Origin of the sequence: Mixta theicola (assembly GCF_002895925.1) — a bacterium.
GTDB lineage: Bacteria > Pseudomonadota > Gammaproteobacteria > Enterobacterales > Enterobacteriaceae > Mixta > Mixta theicola.
The window spans coordinates 63,839-90,828 of sequence record NZ_NWUO01000011.1 but is presented as its reverse complement, the minus strand read 5'-3'; the positions used below and the strand labels follow the sequence as shown (position 1 = coordinate 90,828).

Annotated in this window: 29 protein-coding genes and 2 tRNA genes; 9 read left to right on the top strand and 22 right to left on the bottom strand. The window is 53.5% G+C overall.

The features are described 5' to 3' along the window. From nusA to secG, 5 genes are all read right to left on the bottom strand, one after another. Positions 1 to 1,488, bottom strand: coding sequence for a transcription termination factor NusA (gene nusA, locus COO59_RS14970; protein ID WP_103060566.1), 1,488 nt, complete (start codon positions 1,486 to 1,488; stop codon positions 1 to 3). Between the two features lie 24 nt (positions 1,489 to 1,512). Next, a complete protein-coding gene (gene rimP, locus COO59_RS14965; RefSeq protein ID WP_157130228.1) occupies positions 1,513 to 1,965 on the bottom strand; it encodes a ribosome maturation factor RimP in 453 nt (150 codons plus the stop codon). A gap of 210 nt (positions 1,966 to 2,175) precedes the next feature. Next, positions 2,176 to 2,252 (bottom strand) — tRNA-Met (locus COO59_RS14960). Positions 2,253 to 2,310: 58 nt separating this feature from the next. Next, positions 2,311 to 2,397: transfer RNA gene (locus tag COO59_RS14955), tRNA-Leu, on the bottom strand. A 47-nt stretch (positions 2,398 to 2,444) separates the two neighbouring features. Beyond that, positions 2,445 to 2,774 carry a preprotein translocase subunit SecG gene (secG, locus tag COO59_RS14950; RefSeq protein WP_103060565.1) on the bottom strand — a complete coding sequence of 110 codons (330 nt, stop codon included), beginning with the start codon at positions 2,772 to 2,774 and terminating at the stop codon, positions 2,445 to 2,447. A gap of 88 nt (positions 2,775 to 2,862) precedes the next feature. Here secG and COO59_RS14945 point away from each other — a divergent pair, with 88 nt between their 5' ends. Continuing rightward, entirely contained in the window at positions 2,863 to 3,042 is a 180-nt protein-coding gene (locus tag COO59_RS14945) for a hypothetical protein (protein ID WP_103060564.1), read from the top strand. A 27-nt stretch (positions 3,043 to 3,069) separates the two neighbouring features. On the opposite strand, the gene glmM is transcribed toward COO59_RS14945, so the two are convergent. The 4 genes from glmM to rlmE all read right to left on the bottom strand — a co-directional run bounded on the left by glmM (position 3,070) and on the right by rlmE (position 8,061). Further along, entirely contained in the window at positions 3,070 to 4,404 is a 1,335-nt protein-coding gene (gene glmM, locus COO59_RS14940; protein ID WP_103060563.1) for a phosphoglucosamine mutase, read from the bottom strand. Positions 4,405 to 4,408: 4 nt separating this feature from the next. Next, a complete protein-coding gene (gene folP / locus COO59_RS14935) occupies positions 4,409 to 5,245 on the bottom strand; it encodes a dihydropteroate synthase (protein WP_103060562.1) in 837 nt (278 codons plus the stop codon). 84 nt (positions 5,246 to 5,329) lie between these two features. Continuing rightward, complete coding sequence (ftsH, locus tag COO59_RS14930) at positions 5,330 to 7,258, bottom strand: ATP-dependent zinc metalloprotease FtsH (protein WP_103060561.1); 1,929 nt, start codon at positions 7,256 to 7,258, stop codon at positions 5,330 to 5,332. A 173-nt stretch (positions 7,259 to 7,431) separates the two neighbouring features. After that, positions 7,432 to 8,061 carry a 23S rRNA (uridine(2552)-2'-O)-methyltransferase RlmE gene (rlmE, locus tag COO59_RS14925; RefSeq protein WP_103060560.1) on the bottom strand — a complete coding sequence of 210 codons (630 nt, stop codon included), beginning with the start codon at positions 8,059 to 8,061 and terminating at the stop codon, positions 7,432 to 7,434. A 125-nt stretch (positions 8,062 to 8,186) separates the two neighbouring features. On the opposite strand from rlmE, the gene yhbY reads away from it, so the two are divergent. Continuing rightward, on the top strand, positions 8,187 to 8,480 hold the full coding sequence (yhbY, locus tag COO59_RS14920) for a ribosome assembly RNA-binding protein YhbY (protein ID WP_103060559.1): 294 nt from the start codon (positions 8,187 to 8,189) through the stop codon (positions 8,478 to 8,480). A gap of 112 nt (positions 8,481 to 8,592) precedes the next feature. Here the strand turns inward: yhbY and greA are convergent, their stop codons facing one another. Then, on the bottom strand, positions 8,593 to 9,069 hold the full coding sequence (gene greA / locus COO59_RS14915) for a transcription elongation factor GreA (RefSeq protein WP_103060558.1): 477 nt from the start codon (positions 9,067 to 9,069) through the stop codon (positions 8,593 to 8,595). 250 nt (positions 9,070 to 9,319) lie between these two features. Between greA and dacB the strand changes: the two genes are divergently transcribed. Genes dacB through pmrB form a run of 3 tightly spaced genes read left to right on the top strand, consistent with a single transcriptional unit; the run spans position 9,320 to position 12,512 of the window. Then, positions 9,320 to 10,753: a serine-type D-Ala-D-Ala carboxypeptidase gene (gene dacB / locus COO59_RS14910; RefSeq protein WP_103060622.1), complete on the top strand. Its 1,434-nt coding sequence runs from the start codon at positions 9,320 to 9,322 to the stop codon at positions 10,751 to 10,753. 5 nt (positions 10,754 to 10,758) lie between these two features. Further along, the gene (gene pmrA, locus COO59_RS14905; protein ID WP_103060557.1) at positions 10,759 to 11,421 is read left to right on the top strand and encodes a two-component system response regulator PmrA; all 663 of its coding nucleotides are present in this window, start codon (positions 10,759 to 10,761) and stop codon (positions 11,419 to 11,421) included. Then, on the top strand, positions 11,418 to 12,512 hold the full coding sequence (pmrB, locus tag COO59_RS14900) for a two-component system sensor histidine kinase PmrB (protein ID WP_103060556.1): 1,095 nt from the start codon (positions 11,418 to 11,420) through the stop codon (positions 12,510 to 12,512). Before pmrA ends, pmrB begins: the two co-directional genes overlap by 4 nt. Here the strand turns inward: pmrB and COO59_RS14895 are convergent. Next, positions 12,490 to 14,730 (bottom strand): TonB-dependent siderophore receptor, encoded by a 2,241-nt coding sequence (locus COO59_RS14895; protein WP_103060555.1) that lies wholly within the window; start codon positions 14,728 to 14,730, stop codon positions 12,490 to 12,492. The genes pmrB and COO59_RS14895 overlap by 23 nt on opposite strands. A 135-nt stretch (positions 14,731 to 14,865) precedes the next feature. Here COO59_RS14895 and fes point away from each other — a divergent pair, with 135 nt between their 5' ends. Then, entirely contained in the window at positions 14,866 to 16,068 is a 1,203-nt protein-coding gene (fes, locus tag COO59_RS14890) for an enterochelin esterase (protein ID WP_103060554.1), read from the top strand. Here fes and fepB read toward each other — a convergent pair. The 4 genes from fepB to rplU all read right to left on the bottom strand — a co-directional run bounded on the left by fepB (position 16,028) and on the right by rplU (position 19,110). Continuing rightward, complete coding sequence (gene fepB / locus COO59_RS14885; RefSeq protein WP_165786522.1) at positions 16,028 to 17,011, bottom strand: Fe2+-enterobactin ABC transporter substrate-binding protein; 984 nt, start codon at positions 17,009 to 17,011, stop codon at positions 16,028 to 16,030. The two genes, fes and fepB, sit on opposite strands and share 41 nt — an antisense overlap. A 133-nt stretch (positions 17,012 to 17,144) precedes the next feature. Beyond that, the gene (gene cgtA, locus COO59_RS14880; protein ID WP_103060553.1) at positions 17,145 to 18,317 is read right to left on the bottom strand and encodes an Obg family GTPase CgtA; all 1,173 of its coding nucleotides are present in this window, start codon (positions 18,315 to 18,317) and stop codon (positions 17,145 to 17,147) included. Between the two features lie 208 nt (positions 18,318 to 18,525). After that, complete coding sequence (rpmA, locus tag COO59_RS14875; protein WP_103060552.1) at positions 18,526 to 18,783, bottom strand: 50S ribosomal protein L27; 258 nt, start codon at positions 18,781 to 18,783, stop codon at positions 18,526 to 18,528. A gap of 15 nt (positions 18,784 to 18,798) precedes the next feature. After that, on the bottom strand, positions 18,799 to 19,110 hold the full coding sequence (rplU, locus tag COO59_RS14870) for a 50S ribosomal protein L21 (protein WP_085068300.1): 312 nt from the start codon (positions 19,108 to 19,110) through the stop codon (positions 18,799 to 18,801). 257 nt (positions 19,111 to 19,367) lie between these two features. On the opposite strand from rplU, the gene ispB reads away from it, so the two are divergent. Next, a complete protein-coding gene (gene ispB / locus COO59_RS14865; RefSeq protein ID WP_103060551.1) occupies positions 19,368 to 20,339 on the top strand; it encodes an octaprenyl diphosphate synthase in 972 nt (323 codons plus the stop codon). Between the two features lie 289 nt (positions 20,340 to 20,628). Next, positions 20,629 to 20,895 (top strand): helix-turn-helix domain-containing protein, encoded by a 267-nt coding sequence (locus COO59_RS14860; RefSeq protein WP_103060620.1) that lies wholly within the window; start codon positions 20,629 to 20,631, stop codon positions 20,893 to 20,895. A gap of 85 nt (positions 20,896 to 20,980) precedes the next feature. Here COO59_RS14860 and murA read toward each other — a convergent pair whose 3' ends face one another. From murA to mlaF, 7 genes are all read right to left on the bottom strand, one after another. Further along, positions 20,981 to 22,240, bottom strand: coding sequence for a UDP-N-acetylglucosamine 1-carboxyvinyltransferase (murA, locus tag COO59_RS14855; RefSeq protein WP_103060550.1), 1,260 nt, complete (start codon positions 22,238 to 22,240; stop codon positions 20,981 to 20,983). 68 nt (positions 22,241 to 22,308) lie between these two features. Next, the gene (ibaG, locus tag COO59_RS14850) at positions 22,309 to 22,563 is read right to left on the bottom strand and encodes a BolA family iron metabolism protein IbaG (RefSeq protein WP_103060619.1); all 255 of its coding nucleotides are present in this window, start codon (positions 22,561 to 22,563) and stop codon (positions 22,309 to 22,311) included. Between the two features lie 116 nt (positions 22,564 to 22,679). After that, entirely contained in the window at positions 22,680 to 22,985 is a 306-nt protein-coding gene (gene mlaB, locus COO59_RS14845) for a lipid asymmetry maintenance protein MlaB (RefSeq protein WP_103060549.1), read from the bottom strand. Beyond that, entirely contained in the window at positions 22,978 to 23,616 is a 639-nt protein-coding gene (gene mlaC, locus COO59_RS14840) for a phospholipid-binding protein MlaC (RefSeq protein WP_103060548.1), read from the bottom strand. Before mlaC ends, mlaB begins: the two co-directional genes overlap by 8 nt. 12 nt (positions 23,617 to 23,628) lie before the next feature. Continuing rightward, on the bottom strand, positions 23,629 to 24,168 hold the full coding sequence (gene mlaD / locus COO59_RS14835; RefSeq protein WP_205960879.1) for an outer membrane lipid asymmetry maintenance protein MlaD: 540 nt from the start codon (positions 24,166 to 24,168) through the stop codon (positions 23,629 to 23,631). A 4-nt stretch (positions 24,169 to 24,172) separates the two neighbouring features. Continuing rightward, positions 24,173 to 24,955, bottom strand: a complete 783-nt coding sequence (mlaE, locus tag COO59_RS14830) for a lipid asymmetry maintenance ABC transporter permease subunit MlaE (protein WP_103060546.1) — start codon at positions 24,953 to 24,955, stop codon at positions 24,173 to 24,175. 4 nt (positions 24,956 to 24,959) lie between these two features. Then, entirely contained in the window at positions 24,960 to 25,775 is an 816-nt protein-coding gene (mlaF, locus tag COO59_RS14825; protein ID WP_103060545.1) for a phospholipid ABC transporter ATP-binding protein MlaF, read from the bottom strand. Positions 25,776 to 26,000: 225 nt separating this feature from the next. Here mlaF and COO59_RS14820 point away from each other — a divergent pair, with 225 nt between their 5' ends. Next, entirely contained in the window at positions 26,001 to 26,981 is a 981-nt protein-coding gene (locus COO59_RS14820; RefSeq protein ID WP_103060544.1) for a calcium/sodium antiporter, read from the top strand. Positions 26,982 to 26,990: the final 9 nt, after the last annotated feature.

The following is a 26,990-nucleotide window of genomic DNA, read 5'->3' as shown; positions in this document are numbered from 1 at the left end:
TTACGCGTCATCGCCGAACCAGCAAATATTACGCGCCGCCATAATCAGAGCGCCGGCCTTCTCATCATTCAGGCCTTCAATATCTGTCAGATCGTCAACACCCTGCTCGGCCAGATCCTCCAGCGTGCAAACACTTCTTGCCGCCAGCTTATTGGCCAGATCGCGATCCATACCTTCAAGGTTTAGCAGATCATCAGCAGGTACGCCGTTGCCAAGGCTCTCCGCCTTTTCCAGCGCCAGGGTCGTTAACGCATTTTTCGCACGTTCGCGTAGTGCTTCTACAGTCGCTTCATCCAGGTCGTCGATTTCCAGCAGCTCATTCATCGGCACATAGGCCAACTCTTCCAGAGAAGAGAAACCTTCTTCGACCAGCACGGTGGCGAACTCTTCGTCGATATCCAGGTGTTTAGTAAAGACACCAATAGCAGCATGCGCTTCTGCCTGATGCTTCGCCTGCAGATCATCGACCGTCATGACGTTCAGCACCCAACCGCTCAGTTGCGAAGCTAAACGTACGTTTTGGCCGTTACGGCCAATCGCCTGAGCCAGATTTCCAGCTTCTACAGCGATATCCATGGTGTGATTATCTTCATCAACCACGATTGAAGCGACATCGGCAGGCGCCATCGCGTTGATAACGAACTGCGCCGGATTATCATCCCACAGAACGATATCGATACGCTCACCGCCCAACTCGCTGGATACGGCCTGAACGCGCGCGCCGCGCATACCTACGCAGGCGCCCACGGGATCGATACGCTTATCGTTGGTTTTCACCGCAATTTTAGCGCGAGAACCCGGATCGCGTGCCGCCGCTTTAATCTCAATAACTTCTTCGCCGATTTCCGGCACTTCAATACGGAACAGCTCAATCAGCATTTCAGGTTTGGAACGGCTGACAAACAGCTGAGCGCCACGCGCTTCCGGACGTACCGCATACAGTACGCCACGGATACGATCGCCGGGACGGAAGTTTTCACGCGGCAGCATATCTTCACGCAGGATAACCGCTTCAGCATTGTTACCCAGATCCAGCGTAATATTATCGCGGTTAACTTTTTTCACCACGCCGGTGATGATTTCGCCTTCCTGCTCGCGGAACTGATCGACCACCATCGCGCGCTCGGCTTCGCGTACTTTCTGTACGATAACCTGCTTGGCGGTCTGCGTGGTGATACGGTCAAATTTTACCGACTCAATCTGATCTTCAACGAAGTCGCCCAGGTTGATGGTTTCATCTTCATAGCGGGCGGCTTCCAGAGTAATTTCGCGCGTCGGCTGCGTCACTTCTTCCACGGCCTGCCAGCGGCGGAAAGTATCGAAATCACCGCTTTTACGATCGATGCTAACGCGAACATCGATCTCCTGCTCATATTTTTTCTTGGTTGCAGTGGCCAGTGCGCTCTCCAGCGCCTCGAAGATTTTCTCACGCGGCAGGGCTTTTTCGTTAGAAACGGCTTCTACAACAGCTAAGATCTCTTTATTCATCCTGGTTAGCCTCAATCCGGACTTTTAAAAGTGGGGGACCAGATTCGCTTTCTGAATATTGCTCAGCGCGAATACTTCATCTTTACCCTCGACGGTCACCGTAATCATCTCACCTTCGACAGCTTTAATGATGCCCTGCCATTTGCGGCGGTTCTGGACGGCCATACGCAGCACCAGGCTGACTTCCTCACCTGTGAATCGTGCATAGTGTTCAGCAGTAAATAGCGGGCGCTCAAGACCCGGCGAGGAAACTTCAAGGTTGTAAGGCACGGTGATGGGATCTTCCACATCCATGACTGCGCTTACCTGGTGGCTGACATCAGCACAATCATCAACATTGATGCCATCTTCACTATCAATATAGATGCGCAACGTCGAAGTGCGACCACGAATGAACTCGATACCGACCAGTTCGTAGCCAAGCGCTTCTACCGGTGCTGAAATCATCTCTGTTAATTTCTGCTCTAATGTGGACAAGCCCACCCCCAAGACATAAAAAAAGGGCATATAGCCCAGTATTGCGATTCCTGATAACAAAAAACCCCGAAAAATCGGGGCTTAATGCGACTGGACCCTGTATGCCGCAACTGCGGCCCGGCACACCATCCAAAGAATTTTTTTCAAAATTGGCTGCGGATGCGTCCGGAGATGCATACAGTATATTTGAAAAATAACTCTAAGGGAAAGTGGTTGCGGGGGCCGGATTTGAACCGACGACCTTCGGGTTATGAGCCCGACGAGCTACCAGGCTGCTCCACCCCGCGTCCGAAAACGTGCGAATATTACGCCGAACATGCACAAAATGCAAGTAAAACTGAGATTTGGTACCGAGGACGGGACTTGAACCCGTAAGCCCAATCGGGCACTACCACCTCAAGGTAGCGTGTCTACCAATTCCACCACCTCGGCACTTTAAGACGGCGACCTTATCCTGAGCCGCGTCGAAAGCTTGATGCTTATTGCGGGATGTCACTGCCCGGCGCTGCCGGTTTAGCTGGTGCAGTCTGCGACTGTGCCGGCTGAGTCAGATTTTCCCACTCGCTTCCTTTGGTTGTTTTATTGCTGTTCAGGTTACCCAGAATCAGGCTGATAACGAAGAACAGGGTCGCCAACACTGCGGTCATACGGGTCATGAAGTTACCAGAACCTGCAGATCCAAACAGCGTGCCGGAAGCGCCTGCACCAAAGGAGGCTCCCATATCAGCGCCTTTACCCTGTTGCAGCATGATCAGACCCACAAGGCCAAGTGCTACTAACAGAAAAACGACTAACAGAGCTTCGTACATAATCAACCTGTTTCCTTGCGCGGTTACCGCACATCAAAAGCTTCAAACCATTTGACGGGATAATTGTAATTACCCATCAGAAGCGGGTGTGAATACTAACCAAAGGCTTAAACATCTGCAAGTGCAATTTTTCCCTGCGGCACTGATTGCGGAAAAAAGCGCCATCATGCTGTTTTTTACGCCGAAACAACCGGTTCCTGACGCTGACAAAACAGGATTTGCCAGCGATGGAACCGATCGCCGTTACCTGCCGGGTAGCAGACCTTAATCAGGATTTGCGTTTACTGCCGCAGGACTATGCCGCTTTTACCGCATCGGCAATACGATGCGCCAGCGCGGTAACCTGAGTTTCATCCTCGCCCTCAACCATGACGCGGATAAGCGGCTCAGTGCCGGACTTGCGCAGCAGAACGCGTCCACGCCCCGCTAAAGCTTTTTCAACTTCAGCCGTAACGGTTTTAACTTCCGCGCTTTCCAGCGGGTCCGTATCGCCGCTAAAACGGACGTTAACCAGGATCTGTGGCAGCAGCTTCATCCCGCTGCATAAATCGTGGAGCGTCATATGATTACGCGCCATAGCGGTAAGCACTTGCAAACCCGCAACAATGCCGTCGCCGGTGGTAGTTTTGTCCAACAGGATGACATGCCCGGAATTTTCCGCACCCAGACGCCAGCCTTTTTCCTGCAGTTTTTCCAGTACGTAACGATCGCCGACTTTGGCGCGCGCGAAAGGAATACCCAGCTGCTTTAACGCCAGCTCAAGACCCATATTGCTCATTAGCGTACCCACAACGCCACCGCGCAGTTGCCCCTGACGCAAACCTTCACGCGCAATGATATACAGGATCTGATCGCCATCGACCTTATTACCAAGATGGTCAACCATTATGACGCGATCGCCGTCGCCGTCAAAAGCCAGCCCAACGTCCGCTTTGGTCTCAATGACGCGCTGCTGTAAGGCACGCACATCGGTGGCGCCGCACTCTTTGTTAATGTTCACGCCATCAGGCTGCACGCCGAGTGATATTACCGTTGCGCCCAGTTCGCGCAATACGTTAGGCGCAATGTGATAGGTTGCGCCATTCGCACAATCGACCACAATTTTCAGGCCGTTCAGATTCAATTCGCTGGGAAAAGTACCTTTGCAAAACTCAATATAACGACCGGCAGCATCCACAATACGACTCGCGCGTCCCAGCTCCGCTGATTCCACGCAGGTTAACGGCTTGTCCATTTCCAGTTCAATCGCCTCCTCGACTTCGTCCGGCAGTTTAGTGCCCTCGGAAGAGAAGAATTTGATGCCGTTATCCTCAAACGGGTTGTGCGATGCGGAAATCACGATACCCGCCTCGGCGCGGAACGTCCGGGTTAAATAAGCGATGGCCGGCGTTGGCATAGGGCCGGTAAACGCGGCGGAAAGCCCGGCGGCAGCCAGCCCGGCTTCCAGCGCCGACTCCAGCATATAGCCAGAAATGCGCGTATCTTTACCAATAATGATTTTTTTCGAACCGTGGCGCGCCAGTACCTTTCCCGCAGCCCAGCCCAGCTTAAGCACAAAATCAGGCGTAATAGGTATTTCGCCGACTTTTCCGCGAATGCCATCGGTGCCAAAATATTTACGATTACTCATAGCGTTATTCTTCCTTCGCTGAACGTGTCGCTTCGACGACGCGCATTGCCTCTACGGTCTCTTTGACATCGTGTACGCGTATAATCTGCGCGCCCTGCATCGCCGCAATCACCGCACAGGCCAGGCTACCGGTTAAACGCTGAGAAGGCCCGACGTTTAGCAGTTGCCCTATCATCGATTTACGCGACATCCCTGCCAGTAGCGGCAGACCAAAATGATGGAAATCGGCCAGATGCGCCAAAAGCTGATAATTGTGGCTGAGATTCTTACCGAATCCGAAGCCCGGGTCGAGTAGCAGCTGCGATTTTTTAATCCCTGCGGCTTCACAGCGAGCAATATGATGAACAAAAAAGTCGTTAACTTCTTGCAGCAGGTTAGCGTAGTGCGGCGCTGCCTGCATGGTGCCGGGTTCCCCCTGCATATGCATCAGGCATACCGGTAAGCCGGTTTCCGCCGCCGCTTCAAGCGCGCCGGGCAGCTGTAGCGATCGAATATCGTTAATGATGTGAGCGCCTACTCGCGCTGATTCACGAATCACTTCAGGCTTCGAGGTATCGACGGAAATCCATACTTCAAACCGTTGAGCAATCGCTTCGACCACCGGGATAACCCGTTCCAGCTCCTCTTCCGTGCTCACTTCATCAGCCCCAGGCCGGGTTGATTCACCACCAATATCAATAATCGTCGCGCCAGCGTTCACCATCTCATTAGCATGCGTCAGCGCTGCCACCAGCGAGTTATGCCGGCCGCCGTCGGAGAAAGAGTCAGGAGTGACGTTAAGAATGCCCATAACATGGGGATGAGACAGATCCAGTAGGGAATCCCTTGCGTACAACTTCATCTTTATTTCTCCTTTCGGTGTTTGGTCATGTGACAGATGTAAAAAACCCCGGACCAGCCGGGGTTTTTAGTCGTCTGCCTGCGTTTATTTATTAAACTGCTCAGACATGGTGTTACCTGGGTTCGGCGTACGCGGTTCATCAACCGGACGCGGCGCCTTTGGCGAACCGTTGTTGTCCGAATGGCCGGAGCCTGGATCTTCCCAACCGGCTGGCGGACGCACTTCGCGGCGTGCCATCAGATCGTCGATTTGTGGCGCATCGATGGTTTCATATTTCATCAGTGCGTCTTTCATCGAGTGCAGAATATCCATGTTATCATTGAGGATGCGACGCGCACGCTGATAGTTATTATCAATCAGCAGTTTAACTTCCTGATCGATCAGGCGAGCCGTTTCATCGGACATGTGCTTCGCTTTAGCTACTGAGCGGCCGAGGAAAACTTCGCCCTCTTCTTCCGCATACAGCAACGGACCCAGCTTTTCAGAGAAGCCCCACTGCGTCACCATGTTACGCGCCAGGTTAGTCGCGACCTTGATGTCGTTAGAAGCACCGGTAGAAACATGTTCCGAACCGTAGATAATCTCTTCAGCCAGACGACCGCCGTACAGGGTAGAAATCTGGCTTTCCAGTTTCTGACGGCTGGCGCTAATCGCATCGCCTTCCGGCAGGAAGAACGTTACCCCAAGCGCACGTCCACGCGGAATAATCGTCACTTTATGCACCGGATCGTGTTCCGGCACCAGACGACCAATAATGGCGTGGCCCGCTTCGTGGTAGGCGGTAGATTCTTTCTGCGCTTCCGTCATTACCATAGAGCGGCGTTCCGCACCCATCATAATTTTGTCTTTCGCTTTTTCGAATTCCACCATCGACACGACGCGCTTGTTGCCACGAGCGGCAAACAGAGCGGCTTCGTTGACCAGGTTAGCCAGATCGGCACCGGAGAAGCCTGGCGTACCACGAGCAATAATGGCGGCATCAATATCGGTCGCCAGCGGTACGCGGCGCATATGTACTTTCAGAATTTGCTCACGGCCACGCACGTCTGGCAGCCCAACAACAACCTGACGGTCGAAGCGGCCCGGACGCAACAGTGCTGGGTCAAGCACGTCAGGACGGTTAGTTGCAGCAATAACGATGATGCCTTCATTACCTTCGAAGCCATCCATCTCAACCAGCATCTGGTTCAGCGTCTGCTCACGCTCATCGTGACCACCGCCTAAGCCTGCGCCACGTTGACGGCCTACCGCATCGATCTCATCGATAAAGATAATGCACGGTGCCGCTTTCTTCGCCTGCTCAAACATATCACGCACGCGAGAAGCACCAACACCGACAAACATCTCGACGAAGTCAGAACCGGAGATAGTAAAGAAAGGCACTTTAGCTTCACCGGCGATCGCTTTCGCCAACAGGGTTTTACCCGTACCCGGCGGGCCCACCATCAGTACGCCTTTCGGAATTTTACCGCCCAGTTTCTGGAAACGGCTGGGTTCGCGCAGGTATTCCACCAGCTCACCCACTTCCTCTTTTGCTTCATCACAGCCTGCGACGTCGGCAAAAGTGGTTTTAATCTGATCTTCCGTCAGCATGCGGGCTTTGCTTTTACCAAAGGACATTGCGCCTTTGCCGCCCCCGCCCTGCATCTGGCGCATAAAGAAGATCCAGACGCCAATCAGCAGCAGCATCGGGAACCAGGAGATGAAGATAGAAGCCAGCAGGCTTGGTTCTTCCGGTGGTTCACCGACAACTTTTACATTTTTAGTCAACAGGTTATCGAGTAACTTGGGATCGTTGACGGGAATGTAGGTCGTATATCGATTACTGTCTTTTTTGGTAACGTTGATTTCACGCCCGTTAATACGCGCCTCGCGGACCTGATCCTGGTTCACTTCCGACAGGAAGGTTGAATAATCAACCCTACGGCCATTCGACTCGCTGGGCCCAAAGCTCTGGAAAACAGACATCAGCACAACTGCGATGACCAACCAGAGAATCAGGTTTTTCGCCATGTCACTCAAGGGATTAACCTCTTATTACAACTGTGTTAACAGACAGCGTAGGGTACTATATATCCTTCACACTTGGAATCGCTGCGGTGTTGACTACGCGCGCTAACCCAAATTACTTACCTGCGTAAGCTCATTGGGATTCGCTCGCCCTGCTGCGAATCCAGTTATTTTGGCTATAGTTTGCGCCCTGTCGCTACAATGTACACTTCGCGTGAACGTGATCGCGAAGCGTCCGGCTTACGAATTTTCACTTTCGTAAACAGGGAGCGAATTTCCCGCAGGTATTCATCGAAGCCATCTCCCTGAAATACTTTCACTACAAAACTGCCACCAGGTGCCAGTACATCGCGACACATTTCCAGTGCCAGCTCAACTAAATACATCGACCGGGGAATATCAACGGCTGGAGTGCCGCTCATATTGGGCGCCATATCGGACATGACAACCTGGACTTTCTCTTCTCCGACGCGTTCCAGCAGTGCTTTCACTACGGATTCTTCACGAAAATCGCCCTGAAGGAAATCGACACCAACGATAGGATCCATCGGCAAAATGTCACAGGCGATAATACGTCCCTTTGCCCCAATCTGGGTAGCGACATATTGCGACCAACCGCCAGGCGCCGCACCAAGATCGACCACGGTCATCCCCGGCTTAAACAGCTTGTCGCCCTGCTGTATTTCATCAAGTTTAAACCAGGCGCGCGAACGCAACCCCTTTTTCTGTGCCTGTTGCACATATTTATCGCTAAAGTGTTCCTGAAGCCAGCGGCTGGAACTGGCCGAACGCTTTTTACCTGTCATACTTTTTCCAACTATTCTTCATCGTAGCGATAAATAACCAAACATAATGACGTCCTGTTTGGTGATATACCAGAGATGGCGGTAGAATGACCCGTTTTCAATCCCAATGTAAGTAAAAATATACGATGAATCTGAGTACCAAACAAAAACAGCACCTGAAAGGTCTGGCCCATCCGCTGAAACCCGTGGTAATGCTGGGTAACCACGGCCTGACTGAAGGTGTGCTGGCCGAAATCGAACAGGCGCTTGCGCATCACGAACTGATTAAGGTGAAGATCGCTACCGAAGATCGGGAAACGAAAAACCTGATGGTGGAAGCCATTGTTCGTGAAACGAGAGCCTGCAACGTGCAGGTTATCGGCAAGACGCTGGTGCTGTACCGACCTTCAGAAGAACGCAAAATCTCCCTGCCGCGTTAATCGGGCGAGCTGATTATTCAGCCGGAAGAAATTGCCATGCTCCTGCACAGGATAAAAGGCCGCAGCGCGGCCTTTTTCCTTTCTTTACATTCATGCGATGCGTCAGGTGCGATTACAGATATTCTACTTTCAGAATTTCATACTCGACGTCGCCGCCGGGCGTTTTAATCACCACCACATCATCCGCTTCTTTACCAATCAACCCGCGCGCCATCGGCGAGTTTACGGAAATCAGGTTCTGCTTAAAGTCCGCCTCGTCATCACCTACGATACGATAGGTTGACTCTTCATCAGTATCAATATTGAGCACGGATACCGTCGCGCCAAAAATCACCCGGCCATTGTGAGGGATTTTAGTCACATCGATTACCTGCGCATTGGACAGCTTGGCTTCGATCTCCTGAATGCGCCCTTCACAAAAGCCTTGTTCTTCACGTGCGGCATGATACTCGGCGTTCTCTTTCAGATCGCCATGCTCACGCGCTTCCGCTATTGAGGCAATAATACGGGGGCGTCTGACGGTCTTCAGCTCTTCGAGTTCTTCACGCAGCTTCTCCGCGCCCCTTAACGTCATCGGAATCTGATTCATTTTAATACCTCGTCATCGGTCCTGTTTGCTTGTTGTCGTCCTGACCATTGGGTCGTCGGCCTGACGCGTTGTGCAACGCTACCGGCTGATTCGCAAACAAAAGAAACCTGACCCGGAGCAGGCTCCAGGTCAGGATTCGGGTTTGCATTTTGATACGTATTTTAACCCAGAGTTCCCTATGGGTCATCGTTTACTTTCTACCGCGATGCACCGTAGTATGACGGCTTCACCCGTCAGTTACCGCGAGATTATGCGATTTTCACGACTTGTTACCGGACTAACCTGTGCGTTTATGCTGCAAGCTCAGGCAGCATCTGTGGAAGAATACACACAATATTTACCGGATGGCGCAAACCTGGCGCTGATGGCACAAAAAGTGGGTTCATCAACGCCGCTGGTCGATTATCACAGTAAACAAATGGCTTTGCCAGCCAGCACCATGAAAGTAGTGACGGCGCTCGCAGCGCTGCTGGAGCTGGGTCCAGACTTCCGCTTTCGCACAACGCTGGAAACCCAGGGCAAAGTGAATAATGGCACGCTACAGGGCGACCTGATTGCCCGCTTTGGCGGCGATCCGACGTTATCGCGTCAGGATTTACGTAATATGGTCACCGCCCTGACTAAACAGGGCATTACCCATATTCAGGGTAATCTGGTGATTGATACCTCGGTCTTCGCCAGTCACGATAAAGCGCCCGGCTGGCCATGGAACGATATCACTGAATGCTTTAGCGCGCCGCCTGCCGCCGCTATCGTCGATAAAAACTGTTTTTCAGTTTCGCTGTACAGCGCCGATCGTCCCGACGATAACGCCTTTATTCGCGTAGCGTCATATTACCCCGTGACCATGTTTAGCCAGGTGCGTACCTTAGCGAAAGGATCGCCCGATGCGCCCTACTGCGAGCTGGATGTCGTGCCGGGAGAGCTGAACCGCTTTACGCTGACCGGCTGCATGACGCAGCGCAGCGAACCTTTGCCGCTGGCTTTTGCTATTCAGGATGGCGCCGCCTGGGCCGGCGCCATTTTAAAAGCGATGCTGCAGGATGCCGGTATTGATTACACCGGGCACCTGGTGCGTCAAACGCGCGTCACCGATCCCGGCACCATCCTGGCGGAAACGCAGTCCGCGCCGCTGCATGATTTGCTGAAAACCATGCTGAAAAAATCGGACAACATGATTGCCGATACGGTTTTCCGCACCATCGGCCATCACTATTTTAACGTCCCCGGCACCTGGCGTGCGGGTTCAGACGCGGTACGCCGCATTCTGCGCCAAAAGGCGAATATCGATCTCGGCAACAGCATTCAGGTCGATGGTTCCGGCCTGTCACGTCACGATCTGATCTCTCCGGCGACCATGATGCAGGCGCTGCAATACATCGCGCAAAACGATCGGCAGCTGAACTTTATCTCTATGCTGCCGCTGGCAGGCTACGATGGTACATTGCGCTATCGCGGCGGCCTGCATGAGGCTGGCGTGGATGGTAAAGTTTCCGCGAAAACCGGTTCGCTGTCCGGGGTCTATAATCTGGCAGGCTTTATCACTACCGCCAGTGGTCAACGCGTGGCTTTTGTACAGTTCCTGTCCGGCTATGCCGTACCGCCGGAAGACAAACGCATCCGCCGCGTGCCGCTGGTGCGCTTTGAAAGCCGGTTGTACAAGGACATTTACCAAAATAACTGAGGCGCATGAAAATTCTCATTGTGGAAGATGATGTGCTATTGCAGGAAGGCATCGCCCTTGCGCTGAGTAGCGAGGGCTACGCCATCGATTGTGCCGATAAAGCGGCGCAGGCGGATGCCCTGCTGCACAGCGGAGAATATAGTTTAGCGGTGCTCGATCTTGGCCTGCCGGATGCGGACGGAGCTGATTTGCTGCGCCGCTGGCGTCGTCAAAATATTGATCTGCCGGTGCTGATACTGACGGCGCGCGATGCGCTGGAAGACCGGGTCAGCGGGCTGGATGCCGGCGCAGACGATTATCTGGTTAAGCCTTTTGCGCTGGCTGAGCTGAAAGCGCGCGTACGGGCGCTGATCAGGCGTTATCAGGGACTCAGTGATAATCAGATACGGCATGGCGATCTGGCGCTCAATCTCTCCTCCCTGCAGGTCTCGGTAGATAATCAGCCGATAGAGGTGACGCCTAAAGAATTCGCGCTTCTGTCCCGTCTGCTGATGCGCATCGGTCAAACGGTGCATCGTGAGACGCTACAGCAGGATATTTATAGCTGGCAGGATGATAACGGCTCCAATACGCTGGAAGTACATATCCATAATCTACGTCGAAAGTTGGGTAAAGATCGTATCAAAACGGTGCGCGGCGTCGGCTATCGACTGGAAGAGCGCCAGTGAACAGTATGCGTCGGCGTTTGTTGATCATGCTGGCGCTCATTCTGCTGACCTGCCAGCTCATGAGCGCCATTTGGTTATGGCATGAAAGCCGTGAACAGATTAGCTTTCTGGTAAACGAAACGCTGACGGCGAAATCACGTAATCAGCATGTTGAAAATGAGATCCGTGAAGCGATCGCCTCTCTCCTGCTGCCTTCGTTAGTGATGGTCGGCTTTACGCTAATCCTCTCTTTCTGGGCGATCAGCTGGGTTATCCGTCCGTTAAATGCCTTACAGACCAGCCTGGCTGAGCGATCCGCCGATAATCTGTCGCCGCTGCCAGTCTATTCAGAGATGGAAGAAATTGTGGCGGTGACCCGGGCGATGAATCAGCTACTGGCCCGCCTTAATCAAACGCTGCAGCAGGAAAGATTATTTACGGCCGATGCGGCTCACGAACTACGCACGCCGCTGGCAGGGCTGCGTCTGCATCTTGAGCTAATGGCGCAGCAGGAAATTAAGCAGGCGCCAATGCTGGTAGCGCGTATCGACCAGCTGATGCACGTTATCGAGCAGCTGCTGATGCTCTCACGTGCCGGACAAGCGCTGGCCAGCGGCCATTATCAGACGCTGAGCTGGCAGCAGGATATTTTTCTTCCTTTACGGGGTGAAATGGCTGAGCTGCTGAAACAGCGACAGCAAGTGCTGGTCTGGGCGCAGCAGGATATGAGCGTGCAGGGCGATGCCGTTTTACTGCGCCTGATGGTACGTAATTTACTGGAGAACGCCTCGCGCTATAGTCCGGAGCATTCACTGGTTACGCTGCAGCTACAGGCGCAAGAGAATGGCAGCCTGCTGGTGATCCGCGATGAAGGTCCCGGCATTGATGAAGAGACTGCAGGCGAACTTACGCAGGCGTTTCATCGACGCGATCGACGCTACGGCGGCAGCGGGCTGGGTTTAAATATTGTGCTGCGGATTTTGCAGCTGCATGGTGGGAAGATGCAGTTAAGCAATCGCCAGGATCGCTCCGGACTGGAAGCGCAATGCTGGTTGCCCACCATCCTGAATCAGGATGGCGGGCAAACGATCAGAAGTGAGTATCCAGGCTGAGATACCAGGTGCGCCCGGATTCATTATAGGTATTGGCGCCTGCGCCATACATATAGGAATCGGTAGCGGCATTACCGGTGGTTTGCGCGTTACCCGCACGGAAGTGGCGCTTATCCAGCAGGTTATCGACGCCAAGCGTTACGCTGACATATTTATTGACCTCCATCGTCCCGCTGAGGCCAATAACAGAATAAGGGCTGACCTCATTTTTCTCGCTGCCGGTAACCGTTTCTCCTTTGTAATTGTATTTCTTCGGCGTTTGTCTGCCGTACCAGGTGAACGAAGTCTGAAGCGACAGGCTTTGCGTTGCCTGCCAGCTCAGCATGGAGTTCAGCGTGTACTGCGGAATGATCGATAACCGATCGCCGGTCTCTTTGTTTTTGCTCTGCAGCATCCAGGTGAGGTTGTTATTCCAGCTCACCGTGTCGCTGAGCGGAAGATTCACGGTGCCTTCCAACCCTTCCACCACCGCTTTTGGCACGTTTTCCCATTTATAAACGTCCGTACTGCCGTTAGTTGCAGTGCCTTCTGGCAGGTAGCCCGCCTCAATTTTGTTACGATAATCATTACGGAACCAGGTCAGACCCGTCTGGTAGCCCTCATGCTTCCATTCCAGTCCGACTTCTTTATTAATGCTGGTTTCCGCCTTCAGATCGTCGTTTCCGATCAGATAACAGGCACCGCTACTGGCCGCACATCCTTGTCCACGGCTGTAAAGCACATAGTTTGGGTTGGTCTGATAGAGGCTGGGCGCTTTGTAAGCACGGGCGATGCCCAACTTAAGCGTTACGTCTTCGCCGAGCGCCTGAGAAAGGTTAAGCGAGGGGCTCCAGTTATTGCCGACGATGGAGTGGTGATCGAAGCGCAGCCCCGGCACCAGCATGGTGCTGTCGGTTAGCTCTACGTTATCTTCAGCAAACAGCGAGAAAATTTCCGCCTGCGTATAAGGGCTGCGGCTGCCGGTAGAAACACCGTCAATATTACCGCCGGAGAGCGCCTGTTTGGTGGAGCTGGGATCTTTCATTCGCTGCTGATTCCATTCGGTACCCACCGTCGCAGTTTGATTGACCCACAGTTCAAAAGGCACGCTGATTTCGCTGTGCAGCAGCACATCGTTCAGTTCAATGGTAGAGAAGCTGTCGCTGGCGAAAATTCCTTCCGTACCGCCCGCCAGGCCTTCATCCAGACGCGAGTTACGGGTATTTTCGTATTGCGCGAAGCTTTTGGTGCTGATGCCGTTATCCCAGGCGCCGGTCCAGGTGACGGCGAAATTCTGCCGATAAAGACGGTTAGTTTCTTTGCCGTAATATTTGTTTACCAGGGCATTGGTATTGGTATTCTGCGTATCCCCTGCGTACAGGTTGCCCTGACGGCTGTAGCCCGCCTCAAACTCCAGCGCCTGCATTGGCGCGAAAGCCCAGCGCAACAGCGCGTTAATGTCCTTATTTACCACCCCTTCCCGGCCAGCGGGCACCGTATCGGCATAGGTGCCGGTACGTAAGGATTGGTGCCCCTGGTTGATAAACTGCGCATCCGCCTGGGTTTTGCTCAGGCCGCCATACAGCCGAAAGCTAAGATCGTCATCAAGCGGGCCGCTCAGACTAAAGTTAGTGCGGCGGGTAGCGCCCTCTTCTTTATGCTGCGGCACGTTATAATAGGTGTTCCATGAACCGTGCCAGCCGTCGCTCTCTTTTTTAGTAATAATATTGACCACGCCGCCTGCCGCACCGTTACCGTAGCGCGCCGCCGCCGGCCCGCGGATCACATCGATATGATCGATCATTTCCGCAGGCACCCAACTGGTATCACCACGCGTATCGCGTTCGCCGCGCCAGCCAAGGCGTACGGCATTACGGCTGGTGACCGGCCTGCCATCCACCATAATCAGCGTGTTTTCCGGCCCCATCCCGCGAATATCAATTTGTCGATTATTACCACGCTGGCCGCTGGTCGAATTGCCGGTCAGGTTAACGCCCGGCATCGTACGAATAATCTCTGATACGTCACGTGCTGGCGGCTGCTTTTTGATCCGATCGGCTGAAATAGTCGAGACGCCCGGCGCCTGTAAGGTTTGCTGCTGTGCCGTGACGAGCATAGTGCCATCTTCTGCGCCGCCGTCCGTTGAAGTTTCTGCTGCCCTGCTGTTCACGCTTAACAGTCCGCTGGCCAGCGTTAGCGGCACGAGAAGCTGGTAAGCTCTATAATGTGTTTTTTTCATTTTATTTCCGTTATGAATATCAGGTTATTCGCCCTGTTAACATGCGGAAACAGATTATTGAAAATGCAAATGATTATCAATATTGTTATTAATTAACTTTTATTCTTTTTACCGTTGAGGAAACTCGTGGTGCAAATGGGTAGCGACGCCTGGTGGCAGGCAAAAACTCAGGCTGGTATTCCGGCAATAGCTGAAGTGCAGGGAGATCGCTGTCGGATCGTTTTTTACTGGCGCGATCCCCAGGGCGATGAACGGCACTCTACTACACGCCGCGTATGGCTAAACATTGCTGGCATAACCGATCATCATCGTCAACAGCGCCCCTTTTCACTCCAGCGCGTTGCGGGAACCGATACCTGGCAAGGCGAAGTTACGCTTAGCAGCCGCTGGCGAGGCAGCTACTGCCTGATCCCCAGCCAGGATGACAGCGATTTCCCGGCAGATAATCTGGCTGCCGACAAACTGCGCCGCTGGTGGAAAACCCATTTGCCTGCGGCTATCGCCGATCCGCTTAATCCATTGCGCAGCTGGCGCAATGGTCGTGGACATGCGGTTTCACCACTGCATATGCCTGCAGCGCCGCCGCAGCCAGCCTGGCAGCCGTTGGATCGCAGGCAACCCTCCGCCAGCAATCAGCTGACCACCCGGCTGTGGTATAGCTCTCGCCTTGCCAACCGGCGTTCAGTCTGGTTACTGAAAACGGGAGAAGAAAGCGCCACGCCGCGTCCGCTGGCTATTCTGCTGGACGGTCAGTTTTGGGCGAACGGTATGCCCCTCGCCGCGCCACTGGAATGGTTGACGCAGCGCGGTGAGCTACCGCCAGCCTGTTATCTTTTTATCGATGCCATTGGCACAGCGCAGCGCAGCCATGAACTAACCTGTAACCCTGAATTTTGGCTGGCCGTGCAGGAAGAGCTGCTTCCTCAAGTAAGTGAGTGGTTGCCCTCATGGGATAAAAGTCTACCAACGCTGGTAGCAGGCCAGAGCTACGGCGGACTGGCCGCGCTCTACGCCGCCCTGAGCTGGCCGCAATCTTTTAACGGCGCGATTAGCCTGTCAGGCTCTTACTGGTGGCCCGATCGCCATACGGCCAGCAGCGGCGGCTGGCTGGGAGAACAGCTCAGACAGGGTTTAGGTTCGGCTCATCCTCAGCGGCTCTGGCTTGAAGCAGGATTACATGAAAAAATCATTCTGCAATCAAACCGAACGTTGCTGCCGCTGCTTCAGGCGTCCGGCCACGATGTTCACTATCGTGAATTTGACGGCGGCCATGATGCGCTGTGCTGGCGCGGCGGCCTTACGGATGGCCTGCAGGCGCTGTGGGCTGCGCTTTGCTGAACAGCTGGCCGATACGCGTGAGTAAATGACCGGCGCTATAATAATCGAGCCGGAAACTGTCTTCGCCCAGCGCGATAACCCGCTGCTGCTGTACTGCCGGGGCACCCGCCAGCAGCGGTTCACGCATCAACGCGGCGGCATCTTTATCATCAGCGGCAAACAGCAAAAACGTTTTGCCTGTCAACCCATGCACCAGCGTTTCGCCGCTTAGCTGCACCTTGTCACGGCGCTTTTGCAGCAAGCCCCCCGGCAAGGAAGCGGCTAACGTGAAACCAAGCTGCTGTAACAGGTGTCCCTGGGCGGATGCGCTGGTCCACAGATTGACCATCGGGCCGTGGCGGTTATAGACGAAAGCGGATACCGGCTGCGGCGGCAGCGTAATTTTTTTACGCAGCTGCTGTAAGCGCTGGTCGAAATCAGCAATCCGCTGCTCCGCCTGGGCTTCATGGCCCGTTGCCTGGCCCAGATCTTTCATCACCTGCTGCCAGCTTTTATCGTCATAGTTTATCACCAGGGTAGGTGCGATAGCGGCCAGCTGCGGATAGAGCGCCAGCGCCGAATCATTTCCGGTGGCGCTGACAACAATCAGATCGGGCCGGGCGGCAGCAACCATTTCAATGGTCGGCTCTCCGCTGTAAAGCCGCTGGACGTTACGTTGACGCGCAATATCACCCCACTGCCGAAAAAATCCCTGCTGGTCGGTGAAACGTTTACCGGGCATTGCGGCGGCGCTGGCTACCACCGGCGCGTCAATCGCCAGCAAAGAGCCGGTTAAGGTGACGCTGGTTGAGACAATACGCTGTGGCGGCTGCTTCAGGGTGATAGTTTGTTTACCGCTGGTTAGCTGGCGCGGCCAGCTGGCGGGTTCGGCAAAAGCGGACAGCGCGCCGGTGGACAAAACCATCAGCATGCTAAACAGGAAACACAGGCGACGATAAAACATAATCTATCCCGATAATAAGTTATGGGATAATGATAATCATTTTCTTTACCGTTGTGCTACTGCTTGCTGCACGCCGCGAAAAAACGGCAAAAAAAAGCCCGGCGTCAGGCCGGGCTGTGGTTATTGGCTGTGATTAATGCTGATAGATGATTTCGACGCCTTCGTCGTCATCTTCATCCCAGTCGTCATCCCAATCTTCATCCACTTCTTCTTCTGCCTGTTCCAGCGCTTCACGATGGTAATCGTCCCACATGAATTCAGCTTTCTCAGGTTTCTTCTCTTCCTCTTCCACCTCTTTAGGGTTGGCGTTCAGGAAGGACATAACATCCCAGCACAGCGCGTTGACACCGGTCTGACTGGCGGCAGAGATAAGGTAATATTTTTCATCCCAGCCAAGCGCTTCCACAATCGCTTTCGCGCGCGTTTCAGCTTCTTCTTTACTCAACAAATCTACTTTGTTGAATACCAGCCAGCGCGGCTTGTTATACAGTTTTTCACTGTATTTCTTCAGCTCGCCGAGGATAATGCGCGCATTTTCTACCGGATCGGATTCATCAATCGGGGCCAGGTCGATCAGGTGCAGCAGAACGCGGCAGCGCTCCAGATGCTTCAGGAAGCGAATGCCCAGGCCCGCGCCATCCGCAGCACCTTCAATCAGGCCGGGAATATCAGCGACCACAAAGCTTTGTTCGTTATCCATACGCACAACGCCAAGGCTTGGCACCAGCGTTGTAAAGGGATAATCAGCCACTTTCGGTTTGGCGGCAGAAACAGCACGGATAAAGGTCGATTTACCGGCATTCGGCAGGCCCAGCATGCCCACATCGGCCAACAGCATCAGCTCCAGCTGCAGGTCGCGTTTCTCACCTGGCGTACCCATTGTTTTCTGACGCGGCGTACGGTTGACTGAGGATTTAAAGCGCGTGTTGCCCAGCCCGTGCCAGCCGCCTTTCGCCACCATCAGCTTTTGCTCATGACGCGTCAGGTCGCCCAGCGTTTCACCGGTCCCCTGATCGATAATGCGCGTGCCTACCGGCACTTTAATCACTATATCCTTACCGCGTTTACCGGTACAGTCACGGCTCTGCCCGTTCTGTCCACGCTCTGCGCGGAAAGATTTTTCAAAGCGATAATCGATCAGCGTGTTAAGGTTTTCATCGGCCAGCAGATAGACATCGCCGCCGTCGCCGCCGTCGCCGCCGTCCGGGCCACCTTTCGGAATATATTTTTCGCGGCGGAAGCTGACGCAACCATTACCGCCGTCACCTGCAACGACCAGGATCGTCGCTTCATCAACAAACTTCATTTACCTTCTCCGTAAATCATTCACCTGGCGACCGGACAAACCGGTGCGGCTTTATTCCGCCGAGGCCATAAGCGATGACCCGTTGCGGAAAGACTGTACGTAAAGTGTACAGCAAATCAGGCAAGCTCAAAATGTAAAAAGCCCCGCAATATTCTGCGGGGCTTTCATTCTCTGGCAGGCAGATTAACCAGCCTGCAGCACGATAACCTTACTCAGCAATGATGCTGACGTATTTACGGTTGTTCGGGCCTTTAACTTCAAATTTCACTTTACCGTTTGCAGTAGCAAACAGAGTGTGGTCACGGCCAAGACCAACGTTGGTGCCTGCGTGGAATTTGGTGCCACGCTGACGAACGATGATGTTGCCAGCCAGTACAGATTCACCGCCGAAACGTTTTACGCCCAGGCGCTGTGCATTAGAGTCGCGACCGTTACGTGTTGAGCCGCCAGCCTTTTTGTGTGCCATTTGTCAGATCTCCTCTCAGGCGCTGATGCCAGTGATTTTCACATCAGTGAACCACTGACGATGGCCCTGCTGCTTACGATGGTGTTTACGACGACGAAACTTAACGATCTTAATTTTCTCGCCACGACCATGAGCAACAACTTCTGCTTTGATCACGCCACCTGAAACCAGCGGTGCGCCGATTGTAACGTCGTCACCATTTGCAATCATCAGAACCTGATCGAACTCAATAGTTTCGCCGGTTGCGATGTCCAGCTTTTCCAGGCGAACGGTTTGACCTTCGCTTACTCGGTGTTGTTTACCACCACTTTGGAAAACCGCGTACATATAAAACTCCGCTTCTGCGCTTACCTTCTTCAATTGTCAGGCGGCGCGATAAATATTCACAATAGGGCGCGAATTCTACGCAAAAATCCCTGCGTTGACAAGAGGACATAGCAAAGGATTGCAGAAAAAAAACGCAGCGCCATACTCAGGATTCAAGAGCCTCGTTTTTCAAGTACAATCTGTAATACATTACGTGGCACAGACATGGGCAAAGTCGCTTAACATGGCGCTGAACAGAGCAATAGCTGAACAGACTGATGAATTTAGAACAAATTAATGAATTAACCGCACAAGACATGGCGGCCGTCAACGAGACCATCCTCTCACAGCTGAATTCAGATGTTTCGCTCATCAATCAGTTGGGTTACTACATTATCAGCGGCGGCGGAAAGCGTATTCGTCCGATGATTGCCATTCTTGCGGCACGCGCGCTCGGCTATCAGGGTAAACAGCACGTGACTATTGCCGCGCTGATTGAGTTTATTCATACCGCGACGCTGCTGCATGATGATGTGGTTGACGAGTCCGATATGCGACGTGGGAAAGCCACGGCCAACGCGGCGTTTGGCAACGCAGCCAGCGTGCTGGTGGGTGATTTTATTTATACCCGCGCCTTTCAAATGATGACCAGCCTCGGTTCGCTGCGTATTCTGGCGCTGATGTCAGAGGCGGTGAACGTTATCGCCGAGGGCGAAGTGCTGCAGCTGATGAACTGTAACGACCCGGATATTACTGAAGAAAGCTATATGCGGGTGATTTACAGCAAAACGGCGCGCCTGTTCGAAGCGGCGGCGCAATCGTCCGGGATTCTGGCGGGAGCGGCCGCGGCCGAAGAGCAGGGTTTACAGGATTATGGCCGCTATCTTGGCACCGCTTTTCAGTTGATTGACGATCTGCTGGATTACAGCGCCGATGGGCAAACGCTGGGGAAAAACGTGGGCGACGATCTCAGCGAAGGGAAACCTACCCTGCCGCTGCTGCATGCCATGCGCCACGGTAATCCCCAGCAGACAGCCATGATCCGTGAGGCGATTGAACAGGGTAATGGTCGTCATCTGCTGGATCCGGTACTGGAGGCGATGCGTCAATGCGGCTCACTGGAGTGGACGCGCAGCCGTGCTGAACAGGAAGCGGATAAAGCTATCGCCGCTCTGCAGGCGCTGCCTGAATCCCCCTGGCGCAGCGCGCTGGAAGCGCTTGCTCATATGGCAGTACAGCGCGATTCCTGATGCGTTACGGGAGTGCTGGTTAAGGCTCCCGCTCTTCATTTTCCCTTCCCGTTTGCAGCCAATTATCAAGCTTTTGCGAAGAGAAACACATTTCTCTTGTACCATTTGGAATTTACTGGAAATAAGTGGATTCCATTTGCTATAAAAAACTACCCGCTGGCAAGAGAAAGGCTGAACTTCAGGTATAAATATACTCTTTTCTCTAATTCATTTACCGTAAAGATTCTGAAAAGCTCCAACAATTTTCGTAAGGCGAAATTAGCATAGGGAGAAGTGCGCTATGAGTGATATGAACAAGTCCAGGAAAGACTGGCATACTGCGGATATTATTGCTGCTCTGCATAAAAAAGGAACCTCTCTTGCCGCCGTATCGCGTCAGGCTGGCCTGAGTTCATCAACGCTGGCTAATGCTCTTAATCGTCCGTGGCCAAAGGGAGAATGGTTGATTGCGGAAGCGATCGCGGTTCATCCTGCGGAAATCTGGCCCAGCCGCTATTACGACCCAAGAACCAATAAGCTACTTGATCGTAGAAAACTGATTCGTTCACGATCCTGAACCCGCTTAAGCAAAAAACAGCCCCCGGAGGCGGGAGCTGTTTTTAAGAAGCCAGTCTCTTCAAGACGCGCCACGGTGACGAAATTTATTCGCCTTTAACGCGTTCAATTTTTGCACCCATGGCAATCAGCTTATCTTCGATATGCTCATAGCCGCGGTCGATATGATAAATACGATCGACCATTGTCGTCCCTTCAGCAATACAGCCGGCCAATACCAGGCTGGCGGAAGCGCGTAAATCCGTCGCCATTACCTGCGCGCCAGACAGCTGCTCTATGCCGTAGCAAATCGCCGTATTGCTTTCAATTTCCGCATGCGCGCCCATACGAATCAGCTCAGGGATATGCATAAAACGGTTTTCGAAAATGGTTTCGGTAATAACGCCGGTTCCTTCTGCAACCAGGTTTAACAGCGTAAACTGCGCCTGCATATCGGTTGGAAAACCCGGATGTGGCGCGGTACGCACGTTAACGGCTTTCGGGCGTTTACCGTGCATATCAAGGCTGATCCAGTCCTCGCCCGTTTCGATTTCCGCACCGGCTTCACGCAGCTTCGCCAGCACCGCATCCAGCGTATCCGGCTGCGTTTTATGACATACCACCTTGCCGCCGGAGATCGCTGCGGCAATCAGGAAAGTTCCCGTTTCAATACGATCCGGCAAAACGCGATAAACGCCTCCGCCCAGGCGCTCAACGCCCTCAATCGTAATGCGATCGCCGCCTGCGCCGCTGATTTTCGCGCCCAGCGTATTCAGGAAGTTAGCGGTATCGACAATTTCCGGCTCGCGCGCGGCGTTTTCAATCACGGTCGTGCCGGTCGCCAGGGTAGCCGCAGACATAATGGTTACCGTCGCGCCAACGCTGACTTTATCCATGACAATGTGCGCGCCTTTCAGCCGCCCGTTTACCGACGCTTTAACGTAGCCCTCTTCCAGCTTGATTTCCGCACCCAGCTGCTCCAGCCCGGTAATATGCAAATCAACCGGCCGGGCGCCGATGGCGCAGCCGCCAGGTAAAGAGACCTGTCCCTGACCAAAACGCGCGACCAGCGGCCCCAGCGCCCAAATAGAGGCACGCATGGTTTTCACCAGTTCATAAGGGGCGCAGTAGATATTTACCTTACTGGCATCGAGGTGCACCGAGCCATTGCGCTCCGCTTTTACCCCCAGCTGACTGAGCAGCTTCATGGTGGTATCAATGTCCTTCAGCTTCGGGACATTCTGAATCTCCACCGGCTCTTCAGCCAGCAGAGCGGCGAACAGGATCGGCAGTGCGGCATTTTTGGCACCGGAGATGGTGACTTCACCGCTTAGCCGGGTTGGGCCCTGTACACGAAATTTATCCATTGCAACTGCTCTCTGTTATCAGAACTTAAAAGGCCATCGAGTCGCGGAACATAAGCCGCCTCAACGGCTTAAAAACCGTTTAGCTTACGATCCCGTTCCCACTCTTCAGGGGTATAAGTTTTGATGGATACGGCATGAATACGGTTATCAGCGATGTATTCCATCAGCGGCGCATAGACCGTTTGCTGTTTTTTCACACGGCTTAGCTCAGCGAATAATTCACCAACGGCGATCACCTGAAAATGGCTGCCGTCACCGCTTACATGTACTTCTTTTAACGGCAGTGCGTTCATTAGCACTGTCTGAATTTCACTATTTTCCATGATTTTTTTACATTCGGTAGATGATAAACAGGCTGACATATTAGTTGAAAGCGCATCTATCTTAAACAAACAAAAAGCCCCTGCAGCGCAGGGGCTTAAGCGGAGATCCCGCGCGATCAGGCGGGATTTTCAACAGAAACAATAATCTGCTGTAAATTATACAGCGTAATCAGGGAGTGTAATTTATCCGTGACGCCGCTGAAAACGGGGCTGGCGCCCTGCTGTTGCGCTATCTGACGCAAATGCACCAGTAGCGCCAGTCCGGCTGAGTCCACGCGCTGCAGCCCGGAGACATCGATAACCGCAATATTTTGCATTGCGGTTTCTCGCTGCTGCCACAGGCCGAGCAGCGTTTCCCGATCAAGCTCACCGCGAAGGTAAAGCGTTTTCGCCTCAACCTGCCAGCTCAAAAGATCAGCCATTATTTTTCTGATCCAGAGAAATAGGCTGCGCCGCATATTTTTTCAGCAGCTGCGTCAGGCCATCGATGCCTTTGGTTCGCAGCGTATCACTCCACTCATTTTGTTTGGTGGTGATCATACTGATCCCTTCGGCAATCATGTCATAAGCCTGCCATTCGCCGGTGCGGCTGTTTTTACGCCACTGGAAATCCAGACGAACCGGGGGACGCCCGTTGGGATCGATAATGCTTACGCGGATAGCGATAATTTTCGCGTCGCCAAGCGGCTGCTCCGGGGCGATTTGATAAGTTTGTCCATGATAAAGCGCCAGCGCCTGGCCGTAGGCCTGCGCCAGATAGTCGCCAAACGCGCTGAAATAGGCTTCGCGCTGCGCCGGCGTAGCGTCACGGTAGTAGCGGCCTAAAACCAGCGCGCCGGCATATTTAATCTGTACATAAGGCAGCAGCTCCTGACGCACGATGTCGCGCAGGTAATTTGGATCCTGCTTGATTTTCGGCTGCTCATTTTTCAGGCGGGTAAAGGTTTTTGCCGCCGCCTCATTCATCAGCTTATAGGGGTTGCTTTGGTCTGCCGCATTTGCCGCCAGCGGTGCGATGACCAGCATAGCGACCATCAGTAAACGTTTAAACATACGTATAGCCTCTTAAGGTTGTTCCGGGTTAGCAGGAGTCGATGCTGCAGGCGCGTTTTGCTCCTGCTGAGCGCTTTGATTACCATCGCCGCTCTTATATAAAAACTGACCAATCAGATCCTCCAGCACCAGCGCTGATTTCGTATCCTGCAGCGTATCGCCATCCTTCAGGATTGCCGTTCCCATTTCAGGATCGTCAAAACCAACGTTTAACGCCAGATACTGTTCGCCCAGCAGCCCCTGAGTACGAATCGCCAGCGAACTGGTATCGGGAAGATGATTATATTTATCCTCGATTTCCATCGTTACGCGTGGCGACAGGGATTTCTCATCCAGTGAAATATCCGTCACGCGGCCGATCACCACGCCGCCAATCTTAACCGGAGAGCTGGTTTTCAAGCCGCCGATATTGTCAAAGGTAGCGTAAAGCTTCCAGCCAGGCTCGGTGCCCAGCGATTTCACATCTGCGACGCGCAGACAGAGAAACAGGATGGCGACCAGCGCCAACAGCATGAACGCCCCTACCCCAATTTCACTTTTTTTAGTTTGCATTGCCTTAGTTCCCAAACATCAGTGCCGTCAGCACGAAATCTAATCCGAGTACCGCCAGAGAGGAATGTACCACCGTACGTGTGGTGGCCCGGCTGATCCCTTCTGAGGTCGGAATCGCGTCGTAGCCATTAAACAACGCGATCCAGGTGACCGTAATGGCAAACACCGCGCTTTTAATCAGGCAGTTAATAATATCGGTGCGAAAATCTACCGCGTTTTGCATAGCCGACCAGAAAAACCCAGCGTCGATGCCTTTCCAGCTAACGCCAACCAGCGCCCCGCCCCAAATACCAACGGCGGTAAAAATCAGCGCCAGCAGCGGCATGCTGATAAAGCCCGCCCAGAAGCGCGGAGAGATTACCCGACGCAGCGGATCCACCGCCATCATTTCCATACTGGAAAGCTGCTCCGTGGCTTTCATCAGGCCAATTTCCGCCGTTAACGCCGATCCGGCGCGTCCGGCAAACAGCAGGGCAGTGACGACCGGCCCCAGCTCGCGCAGCAGCGACAGCGCCACCAGCATGCCGAGGCTGGTTTCGGCTCCGTAGGTCGTCAGCACCAGGAAGCCCTGCAGCCCCAGCACCATGCCGATAAACAGGCCGGAGACCAGGATGATCAGTAAGGACATCACGCCTACGCTGTACAACTGCCTGATAAGCAGCGGGGCGTGTTTACGGAACTGCGGTTTACCGGCCAGCGCGTGAAATAGCATCAGGCCAGCACGGCCAAACGAGGCACAGGTTTGGATCCCCTGGCGACCCAGCAGCGCCAGCGCATTTAAAAACATCAGTTTATTGACTCCCTGAACCGGTAAGATCGGCAAAATAGTCGCCGGCCGGATAGCGAAAAGGCACCGGCCCATCAGCAATACCATCGATGAACTGGCGTACGCGCGCGTCAGGATTATCCTGTAGCGCCTGCGTTGTTCCCTGAGCAATGATTTTTTGCCCGGCAACAATATAGGCGTAATCGGCGATGCTCAAGACTTCAGGCACATCATGCGATACGACGATGCAGGTCATGCCCAGCGAATGATTCAGTTCATCAATTAGCTTAACCAGGACGCCCATCGTAATCGGATCCTGGCCGACAAAAGGCTCGTCGAACATGATCAGATCGGGCTCCAGGGCAATCGCACGCGCCAGGGCGGCACGGCGCGCCATCCCGCCTGAAAGCTCTGAAGGCATTAATTTGGCCGCGCCGCGAAGCCCAACCGCCTCCAGCTTCATCATCACCGTGCTGTGCAGCAGCGGCGCGGGTAAACGGGCATGCTCGCGCAGCGGCCAGGCGACATTCTCATAAACGTTAAGATCGGTAAACAGCGCCCCGGACTGAAACAGCATGCTCATACGCTTGCGCGTCTCATACAGGCGCGAGCGCGAAAGTTTGGGAATATTTTCGCCGTCAAACCAAATGTCTCCGGCATCCGGCTGCAGCTGACCGCCTATAAGACGCAGCAAGGTCGTTTTCCCGATACCGGAAGGCCCCATGATGGCGGTGACTTTCCCTTTTGGCACCGTTAACGAGATATTGTCGAAAATGGTGCGATTACCCCGGCTAAAGCTAACGCCGTGGACCTCAACCAGATTCGTGGATGGCTGGTGCATTGATACCTCTGTTATCCATTTCAGGCGATTCAAATCATTTATGTTAATCGCGTTCAACTAACAATAGCCGCGAGTTTTGCAGAAATCTGATGCTTCGTCGTAGCGAAAACCGGCATAAGTTTTACTTTTTGCTCGCAGACGGTCAAAATCATCGCCATTCTTTATATTGCCTGCAAAATGACGAGTCTGGCAAACCGACGAGTATAACCGATCCAAGGATTTTTCATGCTTTTAGCCGCTGCACTGTTAGTTATCGGTTTAGTTCTACTGGTCTATGGAGCCGATCGTTTAGTGTTTAGTGCTGCCATACTCTGTCGTTCGCTAGGCGTTCCCCCGCTGATTATCGGCATGACTATTGTGGGCATCGGAACTTCGCTGCCTGAGCTGATCGTCTCCTTTACTGCCGCCACGCACGGGCAGATGGATATGGCCGTCGGAACCGCCATGGGCTCCAATATTACCAATATTTTGCTCATTCTTGGCGGCGCGGCGCTGCTGCACCCACTCACGGTACATTCAAACCTGGTGCGGCGTGAGCTGCCGTTAATGCTGCTGGTTACGCTACTGAGCGGCATTATTCTTTGCGATCACCGGCTAAGCCGCATTGATGGCGTCGCGTTGATCGCGATTGCCCTGCTATACCTGCTGTTTATTATTCGTATTGCCCGCCGCGCTGAACGGGACAACAGCGATACGCTAACGCAGGAGCAGCTGGCTGAGCTGCCGCGTGATGATTCGGGCAACACGGTGGCCTTTCTGTGGCTGGCGGTTGCGCTGATTATTCTGCCGATGTCAACCCGAATGGTGATCGATAACGCAACGGTAATTGCCGATTATTTCGGCGTCAGCGAGCTGGTAATAGGGCTAACGATTATCTCAGTTGGCACCAGTCTGCCGGAGCTGGCGACCGTGATCGCGGGCGCATTAAAAGGGGAAGATGATATTGCTATTGGCAACCTTATCGGCTCCAACATTTATAATCTGGCTATTGTACCTGGGCTGCCGGCCCTGATTCAGCCCGGCGAGTTCGATAGCGCCGCTTTTGAGCGCGATTACTGGGTTATGCTGGGCGTCAGCGCCCTGTTTATGCTGATTTGCCTGCAGCGCAGCCGCCGTATTGGTCGTCGCGCCGGGGCTATTTTACTGGCCGGTTTTATTGTCTGGGTAGCCGTACTCTACCTGCAGCCATTTAGTCTCAACGGATAAAGGACTGAA